At 63.2% G+C, this 18,579-nt stretch carries 13 protein-coding genes; 6 read left to right on the top strand and 7 right to left on the bottom strand.

Annotated elements, in window-relative coordinates:
* Positions 1-143: 143 nt before the first annotated feature.
* Entirely contained in the window at positions 144-788 is a 645-nt protein-coding gene (locus ACOFKS_RS09830) for a tyrosine-type recombinase/integrase (RefSeq protein ID WP_419809285.1), read from the bottom strand.
* Positions 789-1,273: 485 nt separating this feature from the next.
* Between ACOFKS_RS09830 and ACOFKS_RS09825 the strand changes: the two genes are divergently transcribed.
* Positions 1,274-2,134 carry a hypothetical protein gene (locus ACOFKS_RS09825; RefSeq protein ID WP_419809063.1) on the top strand — a complete coding sequence of 287 codons (861 nt, stop codon included), beginning with the start codon at positions 1,274-1,276 and terminating at the stop codon, positions 2,132-2,134.
* Positions 2,135-2,221: 87 nt separating this feature from the next.
* On the opposite strand, the gene ACOFKS_RS09820 is transcribed toward ACOFKS_RS09825, so the two are convergent.
* From ACOFKS_RS09820 to ACOFKS_RS09800, 5 genes are read right to left on the bottom strand one after another with little or no spacing between them, the layout of a single operon-like run.
* Positions 2,222-2,713, bottom strand: coding sequence for a hypothetical protein (locus ACOFKS_RS09820; protein ID WP_419809062.1), 492 nt, complete (start codon positions 2,711-2,713; stop codon positions 2,222-2,224).
* 42 nt (positions 2,714-2,755) lie between these two features.
* Positions 2,756-4,234 carry a DUF2779 domain-containing protein gene (locus ACOFKS_RS09815; protein ID WP_419809061.1) on the bottom strand — a complete coding sequence of 493 codons (1,479 nt, stop codon included), beginning with the start codon at positions 4,232-4,234 and terminating at the stop codon, positions 2,756-2,758.
* On the bottom strand, positions 4,231-5,430 hold the full coding sequence (locus ACOFKS_RS09810; protein WP_419809060.1) for a hypothetical protein: 1,200 nt from the start codon (positions 5,428-5,430) through the stop codon (positions 4,231-4,233). The genes ACOFKS_RS09815 and ACOFKS_RS09810 overlap by 4 nt, the downstream gene beginning before the upstream one ends.
* Positions 5,361-6,110, bottom strand: coding sequence for a PGN_0703 family putative restriction endonuclease (locus ACOFKS_RS09805; RefSeq protein WP_419809059.1), 750 nt, complete (start codon positions 6,108-6,110; stop codon positions 5,361-5,363). Before ACOFKS_RS09805 ends, ACOFKS_RS09810 begins: the two co-directional genes overlap by 70 nt.
* Positions 6,107-7,132 (bottom strand): helix-turn-helix transcriptional regulator, encoded by a 1,026-nt coding sequence (locus ACOFKS_RS09800; RefSeq protein ID WP_419809058.1) that lies wholly within the window; start codon positions 7,130-7,132, stop codon positions 6,107-6,109. The genes ACOFKS_RS09805 and ACOFKS_RS09800 overlap by 4 nt, the downstream gene beginning before the upstream one ends.
* Before the next feature lie 469 nt (positions 7,133-7,601).
* Between ACOFKS_RS09800 and ACOFKS_RS09795 the strand changes: the two genes are divergently transcribed.
* The 5 genes from ACOFKS_RS09795 to ACOFKS_RS09775 are packed head-to-tail and all read left to right on the top strand — an operon-like array spanning position 7,602 to position 17,065.
* Complete coding sequence (locus ACOFKS_RS09795) at positions 7,602-9,923, top strand: sigma-70 family RNA polymerase sigma factor (RefSeq protein WP_419809057.1); 2,322 nt, start codon at positions 7,602-7,604, stop codon at positions 9,921-9,923.
* On the top strand, positions 9,924-11,411 hold the full coding sequence (locus ACOFKS_RS09790) for an ATP-binding protein (protein ID WP_419809056.1): 1,488 nt from the start codon (positions 9,924-9,926) through the stop codon (positions 11,409-11,411).
* Positions 11,408-14,275, top strand: a complete 2,868-nt coding sequence (locus tag ACOFKS_RS09785) for a Z1 domain-containing protein (protein ID WP_419809055.1) — start codon at positions 11,408-11,410, stop codon at positions 14,273-14,275. Before ACOFKS_RS09790 ends, ACOFKS_RS09785 begins: the two co-directional genes overlap by 4 nt.
* Positions 14,259-15,266 carry a PD-(D/E)XK motif protein gene (locus tag ACOFKS_RS09780; protein WP_419809054.1) on the top strand — a complete coding sequence of 336 codons (1,008 nt, stop codon included), beginning with the start codon at positions 14,259-14,261 and terminating at the stop codon, positions 15,264-15,266. Before ACOFKS_RS09785 ends, ACOFKS_RS09780 begins: the two co-directional genes overlap by 17 nt.
* The gene (locus tag ACOFKS_RS09775; protein ID WP_419809053.1) at positions 15,263-17,065 is read left to right on the top strand and encodes an AIPR family protein; all 1,803 of its coding nucleotides are present in this window, start codon (positions 15,263-15,265) and stop codon (positions 17,063-17,065) included. The genes ACOFKS_RS09780 and ACOFKS_RS09775 overlap by 4 nt, the downstream gene beginning before the upstream one ends.
* Positions 17,066-17,069: 4 nt before the next feature.
* Here ACOFKS_RS09775 and ACOFKS_RS09770 read toward each other — a convergent pair whose 3' ends face one another.
* Positions 17,070-18,578: a DNA cytosine methyltransferase gene (locus ACOFKS_RS09770; RefSeq protein WP_419809052.1), complete on the bottom strand. Its 1,509-nt coding sequence runs from the start codon at positions 18,576-18,578 to the stop codon at positions 17,070-17,072.
* Position 18,579 lies beyond the last annotated feature (1 nt).

Raw genomic sequence — 18,579 nt, 5'->3', positions numbered from 1 at the left:
ACTAGCCGACCCCCGCCCGTCAACGCGCGCAACTCCTCCAAAATGGCTAGGGTTTGTCGCGACAGCGGCACGACGTGCTCGCGCCGCTTCTTCATCCGAGCCGCCGGAATGCGCCAGACCTTCGCCTCGATATCGAATTCTTCCTATTCGGCCTGGCGAAGCTCGCCCGGCTGGACAAACACATGCGGCGACAGCGCCAGCGCTAGCCGCGTCACTGGCGCGCCGCCGTAAGCGACCATTGCCCTTAGCAGCTCGCCAATCCGCTTAGGTTCGACAATCGCCGATAAATTTCGCGGCTTTGGGGATGCTACCGCACCCAAAAGCAGCCCCGCTGGGTCCGCCTTGGCCCGCGCCGTGGCGACCGCGTAACGGAATACCCGGCTGGCGAAGGCGCGCGTCCGTCGCGCCGTCGCCAAATTGCCGCTGGTTTCCTGCTTTTTCAGCACGGCCAACTGCTCGTGCGATTCGACCTGATCTATGGGCCGATGGCCGATGGCGGGTTGGAGCCAACCGCGCGCCCAGCGCAGCTTTGTGATCGTGGCAGGCGCGCGGCCTTCCCGTTCGGCTTTGTCGATGTATTCGAGCGCAAACGCGCCAAAGGTGGCGCCGACCGCGAGCTTCGCCGCTACCCGTTCGCGACGCTTTGCCGCCGCCGGATCGTCGCCAGATACCGCTTTGACGCGTGCTTCATTGCGCGCCTTTCGCGCGGCGCTGAGCGAAATGTCCGGATATTTGCCGAGGGCGCGTTTCCGTTCGACACCGTGCGACCGATATTTGAGCCGCCACAGCTTGCCCCCTTCCCGGCGTAACCAGCAGGTAGAGGCTCCCGCCGTCCGCCAGCTTCTATTCCCGATCCCGTGGCTTCGCGGCCCGTATCGCCGTGTCGGTAAACGCTATACCCGCCTCCAGAGAAGGCCCCCGGAAAGGCCCCCAACTGTGCTGGCTACAGGCGAACAACGGCGAATGCCGCGACCAGACCAGGGCGAAATTGTCAAAAAAACGCCGCTTTGTCGACTTATGGGGGTCGCCTGCGAACAGGTAAATGGTGCCCCACAGGGGACAAAGCTGGGCACTCAGACTACTGGACAATCTCCCTAGGCCGTAGGTAACCAAGGAGTGCGTTAATTCGTATCCTGCGCCAGTCGCGCGCCGTTCTCACGAGCACTGATCAGCGATATCGTCGACGCCGAGGGATGAGGAACAGCCAGACGATCAGGCAGACGAGGCGCGCGACGAAAACACAGCGGGTTCGTCCGGGCAGCGCGTCAGCTTCGTGCCGGAATATACGTCATGGTCGCGCAGCCGATGGCGCATCCGGCAGTGGATCAACGACGCCAACGAACGCCGGATGCTCTCGCTGTTCAGCTCGCTGGAGGTGAAGGATCCGATCGTCACCTATATCGACGATCCTGATGATGAAGGCGAGATCGGCTTCCATCGTCAAAAGAAGCGCGAGGCCGAAGCCTTCAACATCGTTCCGGCCGACTTCCTTGCCAACGCGCGTCGACGGCCTCCAGTCGATCCACAGCCGACTGCCTCGGGCTTCTCGTCGTGGATTTACTCGCTCTACAGCAGCGCGATCGGCAAGGATGAGGACCGTGAGCGCGGCAAGGAAGTCGAACAAGAAGTGCTAGATCGCAGGCGTGCCATCTACATGGGCGTCGACAACGCCTATCTGCGCAAGGTCGTTTCGAACTGGGCGTTGATCCACAACGGAATCGAGCAACCGGATGGCCAGCCGGTGGACTATCTGACTGTGGATCACCTGCGGGTCGGCGGCATGCCGTTGCGGGTCTCGCCGGACCTGATGTATCAGAACCAGTCGCTTTCGAAGGTGCTGATCGTCGAGATCAAGCACACTAAGATGTTCGTGCCGACCAACCTGTGGCCGAACGTTTGGGCGCAGCTATGGTGCTATTCCCAGACAGATGTTGCCCGCCAAGCGGACGATGTGTGCGTCATCGGCGAGGTATGGTGCGATGAATTCGTGCGTGTCGGTCGCGGCCAGCCTCGTGAACGCCACGTCACCTTGCGGGCGTCGGTGAGGCGTGATCCGCGTCTGCGCGGCTATGACCGCTTTTTCCGCGAGCTGTTCGAAATATACAGCGGCAGCCCAGTCCCACCGACGTGCTGATCTAACAGGTCACCTGCCAGATCGACAAGCGCGCGCGCCGCAGAACTCGTGCGCATTACCCGAACCGGTGTTCAGGTTTGCGGTCAATCAAACCCGCATAGCAGGTTCCAAGGCTGGATACATCCGCGATATATCACCAAATCCTTCGCCTCGATTTTCAATGGCCAAGTCGCCATCCCAATCAACGATGTCTGTAAGCGCGCCATATGCTACGGATAGCTGATCCCTGTCGCGCGACCCAATTCGCTTCGGACGTTGAGCGACTTTCGGCAAAAGCCGATGTGCCAGACGCTGTAACGCGACGATTGCGGCATCGCCATTCTCGCGATCCGAGCCTCGCACCAATCCAACCCATCGCTCGCGCGGCACATTGCCATCCTGCTCGACGAGGCTGGCGATATACCAGTCTACATTGCGGTAGACTGCGACGAATTGCTCGCGACCTGGCCGTCGGCGTGCCTCGGCGGACAACACCAGCAGGGGCCCCTCGTCGCCGCCAGCCTCGAGCTGCTCTCGGATGTTAAAATCTTCGTAGTCATGCGAGATGGGCCAATCGATTTGAATTGCCGTCGGCTTCATTAGTTATCTCCAGATTGTAGCCGGCCATGCCGACCCGCAAATTCAGGCTGAGGTCAGCCGCCGCGCCAGCACGATCATCGCTTCGGTATCCCGCTGGCAATAGGCGCGTAGCGCAGCGTCGAGCGCCAGCCGGCGTTCGGCCGAGCAACCCTTGGCGATCGCCTCAGCATAGGCTTCTTGCGCGCTGCCGCCGTCCTTCACCTCGAGGGCCGCGTAGTCCATCTCGGCGGCGATCGTCGGTAGCACGGACTTGAGCGACCAGCTGCCGCGCTGGTCGCGATGATACCAGTTGGCGCGGGTGACCGGCAGCAGATCGACGACGCGCGCCGCCATCGCGGTCAGCGCGTCCGCAAGGTCCGGGAACGCGGCGGCCAAGTCGAGGATGCGTCCCTTTTCGAAGCTGGCGTTGTAACCGATGACCGCGCCCGTGGGCGGCACCATCTCGACCAGCGCCTCAGCGCACGCGCGGCGCGGATCACTTCCATCAAGGCTAAGGAATTCGCGGTGCGTGATGACGCCCTCCTCGGTCTCGATATGGGCCGAGAACTGGAACGGCACTTGGCTGTACGGCCGCGTGCCGATCCAGCGCGGCACCGCGAAGCCGATCGTCTCGAAATCGAGCCAGGTGCGCGGGAACGCCCAGCCGGCCATCGCTGCGCGGGCGCCCTCGACATCGTGATACACCTCGCCCGACACGGTTGCGCGGTGGACCCGGGCGTGGACGGCGCTGGTAAGCGCCGCGGGGTCGACGGCCAGCAGATCGACGATACCCTGCTCGACCCACCGTTTGCCGCCGCCGTGTGGCAGGACTGTCACCAGCCATTCCGGTCCGATCGGCAGCGACCCGTGGCAATGATCGGCGAATTCGCACGGAAACGGCGCGTCGCAATGGGCGCCGGGTGCGGTCCCCGGCTCAGCACCGGCCAGCGTCACCCGCGCTGCGGCAACGACTTCTCCCCGGCCCGCGGCGACCGGCTCGGCTGCCGCTATCAGATCGGCGTCGGCGAACAGGCCGTCGAAATCGCCTTCGCGTTCGAGGACGAAGCTGCTGTCGACATGGCGGATCGCCGCGCTGCTAATCGGCACACCCGCGTTGCGCGCGACCCAGAGCTGCGTGGCGAGATCGCCGACGTGATAGTCCTTCGCCTTGGTCGAGCTCTTCACTTCGGCCATGTGCCAGCCGCCGGCGCCGTCTGGTTCCAGCACGTCGATGCGCACGAGCACGCCGTCATGCTGGAGCGTCGCCTCGAAGATCGGCCGGTCATGGCCGTCGTCGAGCAGCGCCTGCGTCGTGGCGAGCGCGGCCGCTAGGTCCGGCTCGGCCTCGACCGTGACACCGTCCGGCAGCAGAGCGCAGGCAATCGCGCCGACTTCGTGACCGGTGGCGAAGCGAGCCTCAGCGCCCGCGTCCTGCTCGGCCAGCTCCGGGCGATGGGCGGACAGCCACAATCGCTTGGGACATTGCTCGAACATCGTGATCTTCGACTTGGACAGGCCGAAGCGGCGCGGACGATCGGTCATGGCGTTTCTCCAGCCATCGCCCGCACTTCGTTGAGGAATGCGGCCACTTCGGCACGAACTGACGGATCGTTGAGCTTTGTGACGGCAAAGCCGGGGAACCCGTTCAACGTCTTGGTGGTCAGCGGGCCGACGATTTCTGTGAAGCGATCATAAAGCCGCCGGCGAACATCGACGTCGGCGAACGCTGGCCGATTCATCAGATAGCCGAGGCATAGCTGGACACCGCCCTTGCTGTAGCGCGTCAGCGCGAACGGATAGAGCCAGCCGCCCGGGGCATCGAACTCCGCCACGATCGATCCCTGCGTTGACGCCACGGTTGCGCGACCCCCCGCCTCCTCGATCATCGCTACATAGGCGTCCGCGCCCGAGGTCGTCGCAGGACCGAATTTCGCGAGATGTTCCTCGATCCACGCCTCACGCGCGATCGGCGGCAGCGCTCCACGCGCTGCCTTCTCGGTCTGCGCACGCTCGGTCTCGCCGATGATCCGGGGCGTCAGCGCGGTGACGCCGCCCTCGCTCTCGAACCAGGACAGCTCGACCGCCCGCACATCGGCCTTCATCTGTTCGTTCAGGAACTCCACGATCCGGGCCAGCTCGCGCGGGATGGTGTCGGCGACGAAGACCATCTTGATGCGGCCGGCCGAGAAATTGGCATCCACCTGCTGCCAGAACTCCTCCGGCTCGGTCGTGCCGGCAAGGAAGGTCGCCAACTCGGCATCGGCGTCGCGGCCCTGCTCGTTCATCGCCGCGGCGAAGCTCTCGGCGATACGGCCGCCCTGCCAGTAGGCGGTGCCGTTCGCGGCATAGTCGAGCATCTGGCCGATCACCTCGCGCCGCAGCCGCGTGTCGACCGCGCGCTTCAGTTCGACCAGCACCGGCACGCCGCTGCGGGTTACGAACAGGTGGTCGAGCGACCAGCGCCCACTGCCGTCTTCGCGGTCGGCTATCGGCTGCTCGCGGCGGATCAGCAGCAAGGCGCCATCCTGATCGGCGATCAGCTCGGGATGGGCGGCAACCAGCCTCTGCATGAAATCCTCGCTGCGGGGTTCCGACGGGCGCATCGCGGTGAGCGTGCCGGCGGCATCGACGGTGTAGATGGTTGTGCGGGACAAGGGCGATCTCCGGATCAGGGTTGAAAGCGCTCGGTGAGCGCATCGGCGTGCTCGCGGGTATCGCCGGTCCAGCCGGCCAGCCACTCGCGCCACGAACAGGCGGCGAAGCGGACTTCGGCACCCGCCACTGCGGCAGCGAGGTCAGCGATCTCGGCGCGATGGCGCTCGATCGCAGCGGCCGGAATGGGCGTGGCGCCACGACTGGTCGGTTCGGCGTAGAGATATAGTAGGACCGGCGCCTTGCCGAGCCGCCGTCCCTCGGTGACCAGCCCGAGGGCGTGCTTGACCAGCTGGGAGGCATCCAGATGGTGATAGCCGCCATCACCGGCACGCAGTCGGTCGCGCATGACGGTGAACGGCGTCATCCGATCGCCCCACACGTCGCGGTCATAGGCATCGGACAGGCTTACGGTCTTGGCGTCGCGGAACGGCTCAAACCGCTTGGACTCGACGCCGATGACATGACCGCCGGTCTCAACCGCTGCATCGAGCCAAGGGTGTCGTCCGCCGCGCCATGGGAACCGCATCTGCCGCTCGACATCGACTCGCACGGCGGGCCAGTCCAGATCGGCGAGGCAGGGAAAATGCGGCAGGTCGCCAGCGCGTTCAATGAACCAACCGAATGCGTTGACCGCCAGCGCCGCGCTGCTCTCCGGGCTGTCGAGCTTGCCGCTCTCGATCTCGTTGCCGCCGGCGTTCGCCAAGGCGGCCCGGACGAGATGCTCCGGCACACCGTGCAGGAAGGTGGGAGGGCGAATCGTCATGACGCACCTTTCGCGGTGTCCTGCGACAGGATCGGTCGCATATCACCTGTTGGCAGCATCATGGTCGCCGCCGCGATGCGTTCGCGCATCACCGCGACGAGGACGTCCGGTCCCTCGATCACGAGTTCGCCGCCCCAAGTGAACAGATGCTCGGCGAGCTCACGCATGCCGCCGGTGGTGAACCGGACGCGAAGGCCGCCGTCGCCTAGGTCTTCGATCTGTTGCTGACCGTGGAACCGCCAGTGCCGCGCGCGGTCGGCGGAGGAACGCGGCACAAGCAACACCACATCCTGTTTCTCGTCGCGCCACACCGCGAAACTGTCGGCGAGCCAGGCGTCGATATCCCAGTCGTCCGGCGCGCAGCCGATAGTATCGCTCACCATCGCCCCGGACATCCGGTCGAGCCGGAAATAGACGGGCTGGTCTTCGCGCCCCGGCATCTTCCCGAGCAAGTACGTCAGCGGTCCGTGAACGAGACCATAGGGGATCACGCGCCGCCAGCGCGGTTCCGGCCGTTTATCGGTCGCATAGTGGAACTCGACGCATTGGCCGCAGAGAATGGCTCTCTGGATGGTCGCGACGGTTTCCGGCGCAACAGTGGCAATCGGCCCGGCTACCACCATCGTTCGCTGGAGCCGGGCGAGGGCGTCGAGATCAGGATCGAGCCGCCGCTTCTCGCGGTCGTCGAGCGCACCCTTCACCTTGGCGAGCAGGCTGGCCAGCTGCTCGGCGCGGGCATTCTGTCCCGCCAGCGTGCGGCCATCGACCTCGGCCTGCAGAGCTGCAACTTCGGCCGGCGTCGGTCGCGTATAGACGCGACGCAGGCTGTCGCGGATCAGAAAGCGCTTGCGGCGATCGTCGACGACCTCATCCAGATCGAAGTGATGCGAGATGATGTCCCGCATCCGTTCGGCGGTGCGCCGATTGACGCCGAGCCGCTCGGCCATTTCGTCGAGCGTCAGCCCGTCGGTCGCTTCCGATAGCGCGTGGACAAGGGCGAGCAGCCGGTCCAGCTTGGCCATTCTTTCGGTCATCCGCCTCTGCGTCCGATTTTGTCGCATCGTGCTTACAGCTATGGCTCGTGCCAAGTACCAAACTGATTATTTGGTCTGAATATCGAGGCTTGACGAGGCACGGCGTGCACGGGAGCATCGCGCTGCGGCAAATTTACGAGAATAGATTTTGAGGGGGCTGGATGTTTACGGTGGGGACGATCGCTCAACTGCACAGCGACCCGTCCTGTGCTGGCCAAATTATCAAAGTATCGGCGATCAGGGGGGGGCGCGTTTTGTATGAAGTCCTGCTGGAGGATGGCAGCGACAGGAGGATGTTTACGGAGGCGCAGCTAGACGCCAGCATCTGCGCGCCAAATCCATCGGGTAATTTGGCGGCCGACCGAGGCGCGCACCAAGGGCTTTTGCGCAACACGCCGCTTCGTAACCGTCCGGTTGATCGACTGCCGTGACGTCCGTGTCCCTTGGCGCCGCGTCGATGACTGAAGAGGAACGGGCTTACCGCGCGTCGCGCGAACCCGCTCATCTTGTCGAAGTGGACGCAGCCGGACGATCGCATCTCCACCTCGCTGCGATGTCCGGCAGGGCAGCCGTCTGCCGCATCTACATCGCTGCGGGGTGCGACCCGTCGATGCGCGACAATTCAGGGCGTACAGCGGCGGAGCTTGCAAAGGCTGCGGGCTATGCTGCGCTCGCGCGTTCACTCGAGGCGACGCCCGCCCGGCCCGAAGCGAGCCCCCCGAAACAGGCCCCCAGCCGCCCGGATCTGCTGGAAGCAGCCGAGCAGCGCGGACTGGTCTCAGGTGACGAGCGCGTCGTTGCCGCGATCATCGCGGATGGGCGTCTTGGCTGCCGTAACCCGAAAGGAGATACTCCGCTTCATCTTGCAGCTGCGGGCGGCCACCTGACCGCGTGCCACGCGCTCTATGAAGCCGGCGCCGATCCGGAAGCCCGGAACGACGCCCGGCAGACTCCGGCGGAAATGGCGGCAGAATCTGGTCATTTGGGCCTTGCCCGCCTACTTGGCGGCCCCGAACCGGAAGCAACTGCCCCTGTTCCCTCCTCCCCGCCCCACCCCGAGCCGCAACCCCGAGTGAACGAACTGCAGCCGTTTGCAGACGCTGGTGTCGATCTGCTCGATTTCGATGCGCTCGAAGAGCCCGCCGAATATCATACGCGACAACAGATCGGCACAGTGTCGGCCATTTTCACCGCCATATCCCCCCGGTCCGGAATGCGCAGTGGCGGACCGGAGGAAAATGACGACTGGGAACTCCCGGCGAGCCTTGCCAAGGCAGGCGCAGCTGGCTCCTCACAATACCAGGCCGTCCGGCCCGCGGACCTCGACGACGCTGCCGATTTCTCGCATTCCTCCGGCACTCGTCGGTCCCGCCGGCCCCGGAAGCTCAGGGATACAAGGTTCGCGCTGTCCGAGGAATTGGCGGAGACCTGGGCGGTCGAGGCGCTCGCCACCGGCACGGTGGATGAGCAGGCAATCCGGGATTTGGTGGGCGCATGCCGGGGAAACCCGAGCCGGACAGATCTCGAGGCCAATGTCCGGAAGGTACTCGCAGCTGCCGGAATCCATGTAATCCGTGACGCTAGAGACTTTCGTCCCTTTCCCGACGCAGCCCTCGACCTGATCGATGTGACGGTGCTGAGCGAGGCGATCGTCGCCGCCTGCTGCCGCAATACCGTCGTTCCCGGCAACGGCCCGTTTATTATCGACCGGGCGACCGAGGAAAGAATCCTTCGCGAGATAGCAAATGCCCGTCGGAACCTGCTCGACGGAATTCTGGATACACCCGGCGTCTTGGCCGAGGTCGTCCGGCGTGGTGAGCTTATTTTGGCAGGCGAACTTGCACCGGACGAGTTCACCGACTTGGATATTGATATCGACGCCCAAGATGGGGATGCCGACGACTTCGCGCGCAATATCGAGGCTCTGCGCGATGCCGTCGAGGGCGGCGTCGAAAGCGGAGGCCGGGCACGACGCAATACGATCCAAGCGCTCGAGGACTTGGAAACCCGTCAGGACTGCTTGGCGGGGCTCGCGGCCAGCTTGGGCAAGGCGGCGGAGGGGTCCATCCGCAGGCTGACGGACACCTGCGACCGTGCGACCGAGGAGCTCGTCCTTGCGCACCTTTCCTTCATGCGGCGCGAAACCGCGAAGATGGCGAAAGCCGACGAGGATGCGGAAGAGCTGTTCCAGGAAGCATATTTCGGCCTCCGCAGGGCTTCGGAACGCTTCGACCCCGAACGCGGGGTGCGCTTCTATCTGTACGCACTGCTCTGGATCAGACAGCGGATAAGCCGCTGGCGAGCAGACCAAGGATCCATGATCCGTGTCCCCGTGCATCGCGTGCAGCTCAATACCAAGATCACGACACACTCGGAGGAGTTCGAACGCTCGCATGTACGCTCCCCAACAGAGCTGGAGCTTGCGGCAGCTACCGGCGTCGAAGTCGCAACGATCAGGTCGCTGGCATCTGCGCTTTCGCCCCTCGTTCCGCTTCATCGAGTGGAAGGGACCATCGCATTGCGCTGGGAAGGGCAGGACGAGATCGTTTCGAGATCGCAGGCCGCCCGCGTCATCAGTCGGGAGCTCAACAGCCTGCCAGCGCGCGAGGAGGCGATTCTCCGCATGCGGTTCGGCATCAATCTCGAGAGTGACATGACCCTAGAGGAGATCGGCCAAGTCTTCGGTGTCACACGCGAACGAATCCGACAGATTGAATCCAAGGGACTTCAGAGACTGAAACACCCGACCCGACGACGTGCCTTGCGGAGGCTTCTCTGAATGGGGACCACCAGAAACGTTCCGCCGGCGGCCGGCGCGATGCTCGAATCGCTGCGTGGGCTCGGCTATACTACCGCGACTGCGATCGCCGATCTGGTCGATAACTCCGTCAGTGCGGAGGCTGATCGCGTGGACGTGCTGTTCGAATGGAACGGTCCGGACAGCTGGGTCAGGATCGCGGACAACGGTCGGGGAATGACCGACGCGGAACTTGAAGCCGCAATGCGTCTCGGCGCCCGCGATCCGCGAGCACAACGACGCGCCGGCGATCTCGGCAGGTTCGGCATGGGCCTGAAGACGGCAAGTTTCTCGCAGGCGCGAATCCTAACCGTTGCCAGCAGCAAGGCAGGCCATGAACGGTGCTGCCTTCGCTGGGATCTCGACCAGCTCGGTGGAGCGGAGGGAAGCTGGCTGCTTCATGAGGGTGCGCGGACTGGTTCAAGGGAGCGGGTCGAAGCCGGACTGACCGACGACACGGGTACGGTCGTATTGTGGGAGAACCCAGACCGCATCGTGACAGACGGCTTCACCGCACAGGACCTGATCGACCTGATCGAACAGGTCGACAGCTATCTGGCGATGACGTTCCACCGTCTGATCGATGACGGACTGGACATACGGATCAATGGTCGGCGCGTGCGGAGTTGGGATCCGTTTCTCACCGGCCATCCGGGCAAGGCCATGCAAAGCGTGGAATACCGGCTGCAGAACGCAGCGGGCGTTGTGGCGCAATGCCATGTGCTCCCGCACAAGGACTTGCTGAAGCCTGCAGAATACGAAGCGGCGGCCGGTCCGCTCGGCTGGCCGGCACAGGAAGGGTTCTACATCTACCGGAACCGCCGCCTGCTTCTTGCAGGAGGATGGCTCGGACTGGGCGAACGTGGACGACGCTGGACGCGCGACGAGGCACACCGCCTTGCGAGGATACGTCTCGACATACCGAACACGGCCGACGCCGAATGGAAGATCAACATCCTGAAATCGACGGCCAGCGTGCCGGTCCGCCTGCGGAGCCAGCTAATCCGGCTTGCATCGGATACCCGCGACGTCGCCAAGAGGGTCTTTGCGCATCGCGGCAGGCTGGTCACGGGACGGGGAGAAGCCGGCGGCGGCATCCAGGACGTATGGGCTGTTCATCACTCCGCGAAGGGAAACTCCTACCGGATATCGAGACAGCATGATCTGGTCGCCTCGATCTTGGACCGTGCGGGGCCGCTGAGGTCGGACATACTTTCGCTGCTCAGCCTGATCGCGGAAACCGTGCCGGTGCAGAGGATATGGCTCGATACCGCCGAGCAGACGAACGCATCCAGGGGCGGTTTTGCAGCGGCACCCGACGAGATGGAAACAACACTGACCAGCCTATTCGAGGCACTGGTCGAGTTCAGAGGTCTCAGCCCCGATGAAGCGCGGCTGCGACTGTCACGCACCCCCCCGTTCGATCAGCACCCCGATATTGTACAGAGAATTGGCGGAAACAGAAAATGACGACGACAGACCAGCGCGCCTTCGACTCCATCCTGAGCATGGCGCAGAACCTTCTGCGGCGGACCGTGGCCAATACGGGCGACGCGGTCACACCCGAAATGATCGACTCCGAACTGAACAAGCTCGAGGCGATCATGGAAGCGGACTTCGCGCTCGTGGACCGCGACCAGCTCGTTGACGAACTGATCCGCCGCTACAGCCACACGATCGGCCGGAACGCGACCCTCTCGGATGATACCGACCACGTTCCTTGGCTGACGGCCGAGCGGAAGAAGGACTGGCTCTACTGGCGACGCTATTCGGAATACATGGAGGCAAAGCTGCCGCTTGTCGCGCTGGATGCGCTGGACGAGGCGACCGACGAGGTGCTGGGGCATCTCGAGGATCCGCGACGCGCCGGTACATGGGACAGGCGCGGGCTCGTCGTGGGTCACGTCCAGTCCGGCAAGACCGGAAACTATACGGGCCTCATCTGCAAGGCGGCAGACGCGGGATACAAGATTATCATCGTCCTTGCGGGGCTTCACAACAACCTGCGGGCGCAGACGCAAATCCGGCTCGACGAGGGTTTTCTCGGCTTCGCTACCCTGGCGAACGTTGAGGACCTTCCCCCTGTCGGTGTCGGTCTCATCGATGCGGACCACTCGATACGACCCAACTACGCGACCAACCGCACGGAGAACGGCGACTTCACGAAACAGGCAGCAGCAAAGCTTGGCGTCACTCCGGAACAGCGTCCTTGGCTGTTCGTCATCAAGAAGAACAAGACGGTTCTCGAACGGCTTCTCAGCTGGATCCGCAACCGGGTGGCAGACCATACCGATCCGGTTACAGGCCGGAAGCTGGTGACCAACTTGCCGATCCTAGTCATCGACGACGAGTCGGATCACGGATCGGTCGACACCGGAGAGGACGTGGTCGATGAGTTCGGCAAGCCCGATCTTGAGCACCAGCCCACCACGATCAACCGCCTGATCCGGTCCGTCCTCAATCACTTCGCCCGGTCGGCCTATGTGGGGTATACTGCCACACCGTTCGCCAACATCTTCATCCACGACAAGGGTGCCACGGACGAACACGGTCCCGATCTCTTCCCGTCGGCGTTCATCACCAACCTCGCGGCCCCGTCCAATTATATCGGCCCTGGAAGGGTCTTCGGTTCAGCCTCTTCAACTTCGGCAGACCTGCCGCTGACGAGGCCGCTCGCCGAGAACGAGTACTCAGCCTGGATGCCGCAACGCCACAAGAACGGCCACCGGCCGCGATGGGACGGGGAGGCAAGGTTGCCGGACTCGCTTGAAGAGGCGGTCCGCTCCTTCATGTACGCATGCGCCGTCAGGAAGCTCAGGGGTCAGGGAAGCCGCCATGCGTCCATGCTGGTCCATGTGACGCGGTTCACGTCGGTACAGGCGGAAGTGGTGTCGCAGGTCGCCGAATACGTGCGGCAGCTGAAAGGGCGGTACCAGCGCGGCATCGATCTCGCGGATACGGAAGCACGAATGCGGCGCGAGTATGAGGAGAACTTCCGACCGGGAATGGCCCGCATTCGGGCGGACTTGGTTGCGGACGAGAAACTGGAGGATTTCGACTGGGCGCAGATCCGCGAAGTGCTTCCCGACGTGATTGCCGACATCAAGGTCAGGGAGATCAACGGCACGGCCAAGGACGCCCTCGATTATGCCGAGAACGAACAGACCGGCCTGAAGGTTATCGCGATAGGCGGCGACAAGCTTGCGCGGGGCCTGACCCTAGAAGGATTGTGCACGAGCTACTTCCTGCGCTGTGCACGGATGTACGACACACTCATGCAGATGGGGCGTTGGTTCGGCTACCGGGACGGTTATCTTGACGTCTGCAGGCTGTACACGACGACCGAACTTGTCGAGTGGTTCGGTCACATCGCGGACGCTGCCGAGGAACTGAGGCAGGAGTTCGACAACATGGTCGCCGCCGGCGGCACGCCCAAAGACTTCGGGCTGCGTGTCAGGTCGCATTCAGTGCTGACGATCACGTCACGAGCGAAGATGCGAAATGCCCGGCCGGTGTCGTTCACCTATTCCGGTGACCTGCTCCAGACGATCGTGTTTCCCAACAGGGCTGAGGAGATCGAAGCCAACTTCAACACGACCGAGCGGTTTGTCTCCGGTCTCGGACCTGCCCTAGATCTTAGCGACCAGCATTATGTGCCCGAAGGCCAGCGCTGGGCGGGGCATCTGTGGCGGGCAGTGCCTTCGGATCAGGTGACGGCGTTCCTGCGGCAATATCGGACGCACCCCGCGAGTTTCCGCATCATGAGTCCGCTGATTGCCGACTTCATCGACGAGATGAACAAGGACGGCGAACTAGTGAAATGGACAGTGGCGCTTGTTTCGAAGGACAATCCCAATCCGGAGGACAAGCACCTCATCGCCGGTCTCGAGATGGCGATGCTCACCCGCAAGAAGACCGTGGACCATGAGGATCGCTATTCCATCAAGACCCTCATCTCGCCACGCGACCAGGCGATCGATCTGACGAGGACGCAATGGGAAGCGGCGCTCGCGCTCAGCCGCGAAACCTGGCGGCAGGACGCTGAACGGAATGACGGGCGGGAGCCGCCGGCCGAGCCGAGAGGCCCTGCAATCCGGAAGACACTGGGCGAGGGCAATCCGGCCACGGGGCAGCCCGCGCAACGCGAACGCGGCCTGCTTCTCCTCTATCTGCTGAACCCGGCGGTGAGCGGCGTCGCCGCGATCAAGGATTCCGGTCCGGTAGTTGCCTTCGCGGTCAGCTTCCCAGGCAGCACCTCGACGAGAAGGGTGAGCAATGCCGCCTACATGGGGAACAGCGTGATGTGGGAGGCCCTGAATGTCTGGGTGGACTGAGGAAGGACTCATCCGCTCTTGGCGAGCCCTTGCCGAACAGCAGGCGGACGAAGACTGGCGGCTGGTCAGTCTCACGACAATCGGTCTGGTCTCCGTCCAAGCGGGCCGACACTTCCCCGACAGCAGGGAGGCGCTGATCGTCGCATTTCCGTCGGGGTGGCTGGGCAAATCGACAGGGTTGCCGGACGGACGCGGCTTCGAGGCGGCAATGATCGAGGGGCACGCCGCCTTCATGGGCAAGGACGTGATCGCGCTTATCCGTCGCGTGGAAGGCGCGTTCGACATCTTCGCCATCATGGCCGTCGATCTGTTGCGTTTTCTCGACGATCGGAAGACACAGGACGGCCGGGCCCTCGTCGCAGCATTCCTCCAGCGTGTGAGGGAGTGGCAGGCCTTCATGTCCCGCGGCTCAAGGCCGCTTTCGCAGGAAGCGCAGGCAGGACTTTACGGCGAACTCGCCACCTTGCGGCTTCTGACCGAGGTCATGCCCGGCAGCCTGTCATTCGATTCATGGAAAGGACCCATGCATTCGGCGCAGGATTTCCATCTCGGCTCGGGTGCCCTCGAAGTAAAGACAACCTCGACCAGCGATGCTTTCAAGGCGCGCATCAACAGCATCGAACAGCTCGATTCCGAAAGGCAACCGATGTTCGTGGGCGCGGTTCGCCTTACGGACGATCCGAGCGGCACCAGCCTGTCAGCATTAGTGGCCCTGATGCGCGACCTCGCCGAAAGTCGGGGCCGGCGGAGGGCATTCGACGCATTGCTCGTTCTGGGCGGATATTACGACGAGCATGCCTCGTTGTACGCGCGTCCGTTAGCCGTCTGCGAATTCAGGTGCTATGCCGTCGACGAGGAATTTCCTGCGCTCAGGCGCGCGGCCTTGCCGGCGCAAGTCACTGCGGCAACATACACCCTCGATCTTAGCTCCGTTCCGCAGCCCGATGTGGGACTGCCGGGAGCCCTGTCCGCGCTGGGAATCACTCAATGAGCATCGAGGAATTTCACCGCAGCCTGCGCGCCGAGTTGCACGCGGTTGTCGCCGAAAGGCTCAGCAGCGATGAAGGCAGCTTTCCCTCCGAGGAACTGATCTACGCAGAGCTTGCGATGGAGCAGATCGCAAATGCCAACATCTGCGAGTCTCCGACCGTATGCCACTGGACCGGCACGATCGGGAATGCCCGGCTGCGAATAACTGGATATGCGCAGTCGGCGGACGAGACCTGCCTCGACCTGTTCGTCACGCGCTACTTCGGCACCGACGAGATCGAAACTCTGCGCGACTCGGAAGCGGCATCGACGGCCAAGGAAGGGATCAAGTTTCTTTTCGAAGCGGCCAGTGGCCGGCTTGGCTCGAGGATCGAGACGAGCGGCGAAATCTACGAGCTAGTCCTCTTCATCCGAGAACAGTGGGCGAACCTCCAGCAGCTGCGGGTGTTCGTGGTCACGGACGGGCTAACGAAATCGAAGCGCTTTGCCCCAAAGGAAGTTCAGGGAAAAATCGTCGCGATCGAGGCGATGGATATCGAGCGGCTCTACCGGCACACCTCCGGCAAGCCGCGCGAGGAGGTATCGATAAGTTTTGATCAGACGCTCGGGCGACCGCTGCCATGCATCCATGTCCCCGATCCTGACGCCGACTATGAATACGCACTGACGGCAATTCCGGGCGAGATCATCCGCGAGCTCTACCTGCGCTACGGACCTCGACTGCTGGAAGCCAATGTCCGCACGTTCCTCGGCTACCGGAGCAAAGTTAACCAGGGCATCGCCGACACCCTCCTCAGGGAGCCCGAGCATTTCATGGCGTTCAACAACGGCCTCGTCATGGTCTGCGACAGCGCACAGTTGAGCCGTTGCGAGGATGGCGGGCTCGGGTTCTCGCTGATGAGCGGGCTGCAGATCGTGAATGGCGGCCAGACCACCTCCTCGATCTTCTTTGCCTCGCGAGACCGCAAGGAGATCGACCTCAGTCACGTGATGGTCCCAGCCAAGATCATCATTCTCAAGGGCGACGATGACGATGCGCGCGAAAGACTGATCGCCAACATTTCCCGGTTCGCCAACAGCCAGAACGCCGTGAAGACTTCCGACCTTTCCGCCAACCGGCCGTTCCATGTTCAACTGGAGAAACTGTCGGAGGAGGTCTGGTGCGCCGACGGTGCGAGCCGCTGGTTCTACGAACGGGCTGCGGGCGCCTATCAGGTCAGACTGCTGCGCGAGCGTACCGACGCCAAGCGGCGCGAATTTCAGCGCATGGTACCGACGCGGCACAAGCTGTCGAAGAACGATATCGCAAAATTCCACGAGGCGTGGAGGGGCAGGCCGACGCAAGTCGCTCTTGCCGGGGAAAAGAACTTCGCAGCGTTCATGGCAGCGCTCGACGAGAACCCTGAGCTCGTGCCCAATCCCCTTACGCCCGAATGGTATCGCGCCATGATTGCCAAGGTCATCATCTTCAGGGCAATCGAGGGCGCCATCAAGAAAAGGGACGCCAAGGAAGTCTTCCGCCAAGGCTGGGTGAACATCGCGACCTACACGGTCGCAGCCCTGTCCGAAGCGCTGGCCGGTCGGATCGACTTCGAACTGGTGTGGCAGCAGCAGGGCATCTCAGACGAGTTCGCGCGTCTCCTCTGGGACTGGGCAAAGATCGTCAACGCGACCTTCGAGAAGATCGCGCCGGGCCGGCAATTCTCTGAAGTGGCGAAACGGGCGGACACTTGGAAGGCGGTCAGAGCTGCTTCATTCCCCGAGCCTTCAGAAGCAATTCCCGAAATCGGGGGCGACTGACCCGTCAGATCTCGCCATCGATGAAGTCGTGCACGACGTGCGCGATCTGGCGGGCGAGGAACGCCGGAACGGCATTGCCGACCTGCTTGTACTGTTCGGTTCTCGGGCCGCAGAAAAAGTAGTTGTCGGGGAAGGTCTGGAGACGGGCGGCTTCCCTGACGGTCAGCGACCTGCACTGCGCCGGGTCCGGATGGATGAAATAGTGGCCGTCCTTCGCGATATGGCTCGTGACGGTGGTTGATGGTGCGGCAGCTAGCTGCACCCGGAACCTGTCTGCGAACGCGCCGGTCTGGCGATTCGCGTGACGTGGTTGAAGATAGTCCGGAAACTCGACAAGGGTCGGTGACCGACCATTGATTTTGCCGAACCCCGCCGCAAAGAGGTACCGTCCCAAGTCTTCGGGGATGTGTCCGCGTGTCTCGTGATCGAGGAGCACGTCCAGTCCCGGGTCCTCCAGCCACAGCGCCAAAGGTCCGGGGCGGATCGCCGAAGCCTGCTTGCCAGTTGCCCGGTTCAGTGCGCGTGCTCGGCGCGTGCCGGTGAGGTCCTGGAACTCTGACCGGAGTTTGGATGGCAGGGCCGCATCCCCGGACAGGCGTTCTGCCCACCCTTCCACGGTTTGTCTCCATGCCGCGCCGCCATCGTTGCGGCTGAGACCACTTCGGAGTTTCGGCATCCCGCCAATCGTCGAGATCACAGAATTGGCAGCGGAAGGCCGCGACCTGACCAGCAAAGGTCCCTCGAAGCTGCGGCCGTGTGCGAGGTCGGACCGCAGCCCGACGATGATCACCCTGTGTCGTGACTGGGGGACACCATGCTCCTCGGCACGCACGACGAACTCGCGCGGGTCGCGGTGATCGAGGAGGTTTCCCTCCGCAGTGAGGGGCAGCAACACGTAGCCGTCGCCCGCCATGCGCAGATCATCGAAAACTCTGTCTGCAATTGCCCCGCCTGATACCCGGCTCGACAGCATCCCCTTCACGTTCTCCATGACGAAGACGGCCGGCCTGAGGCGGTCGAGTATCGAAACATACTCGCGATAGAGGAAATGACGATTGTCGCTCTCCGCGACATAACCCCTGTTTCCAGCGTTGCGGGATCTGCCCGCGAGCGAATACGCCTGACAGGGTGGACCTCCGATGAGGATCGTGCGCCCGGCGCGCTCCTCCCGCGCGCGGTCCAGCTCGACTGAAAGCTGCTCGAACACGCCTGGCGAACCCAGTTCGAGTTGCTGTGCCTCCCGTAACGCATGCTTCCAGTTCGCCGGATGAAGACTGTTCCAATCCGGCAAAGGACGTGCGCCATTGAGCGCGTCATAATAGCATGAGGGGAATTCGCCCTCGAAACTACGCAGGAAGGCACGTAGCCGAAGCGTCCGAATCGCATACGGATCCTTTTCGACCGACAGCCTTATCGTCATCGGACTGGCCGTTTCCCGCCCGGCCACAGCAAAACCCTCGCCAAGTCCGCCGGGGCCGGCAAACAGATCTATTATCTCAATCGCGCTGCTCACA

Source organism: Sphingomonas sp., from assembly GCF_965200135.1.
GTDB lineage: Bacteria > Pseudomonadota > Alphaproteobacteria > Sphingomonadales > Sphingomonadaceae > Sphingomonas.
The sequence above is the reverse complement of the archived record's forward strand: the minus strand, read 5'-3'. Positions and strand labels throughout refer to the sequence as shown.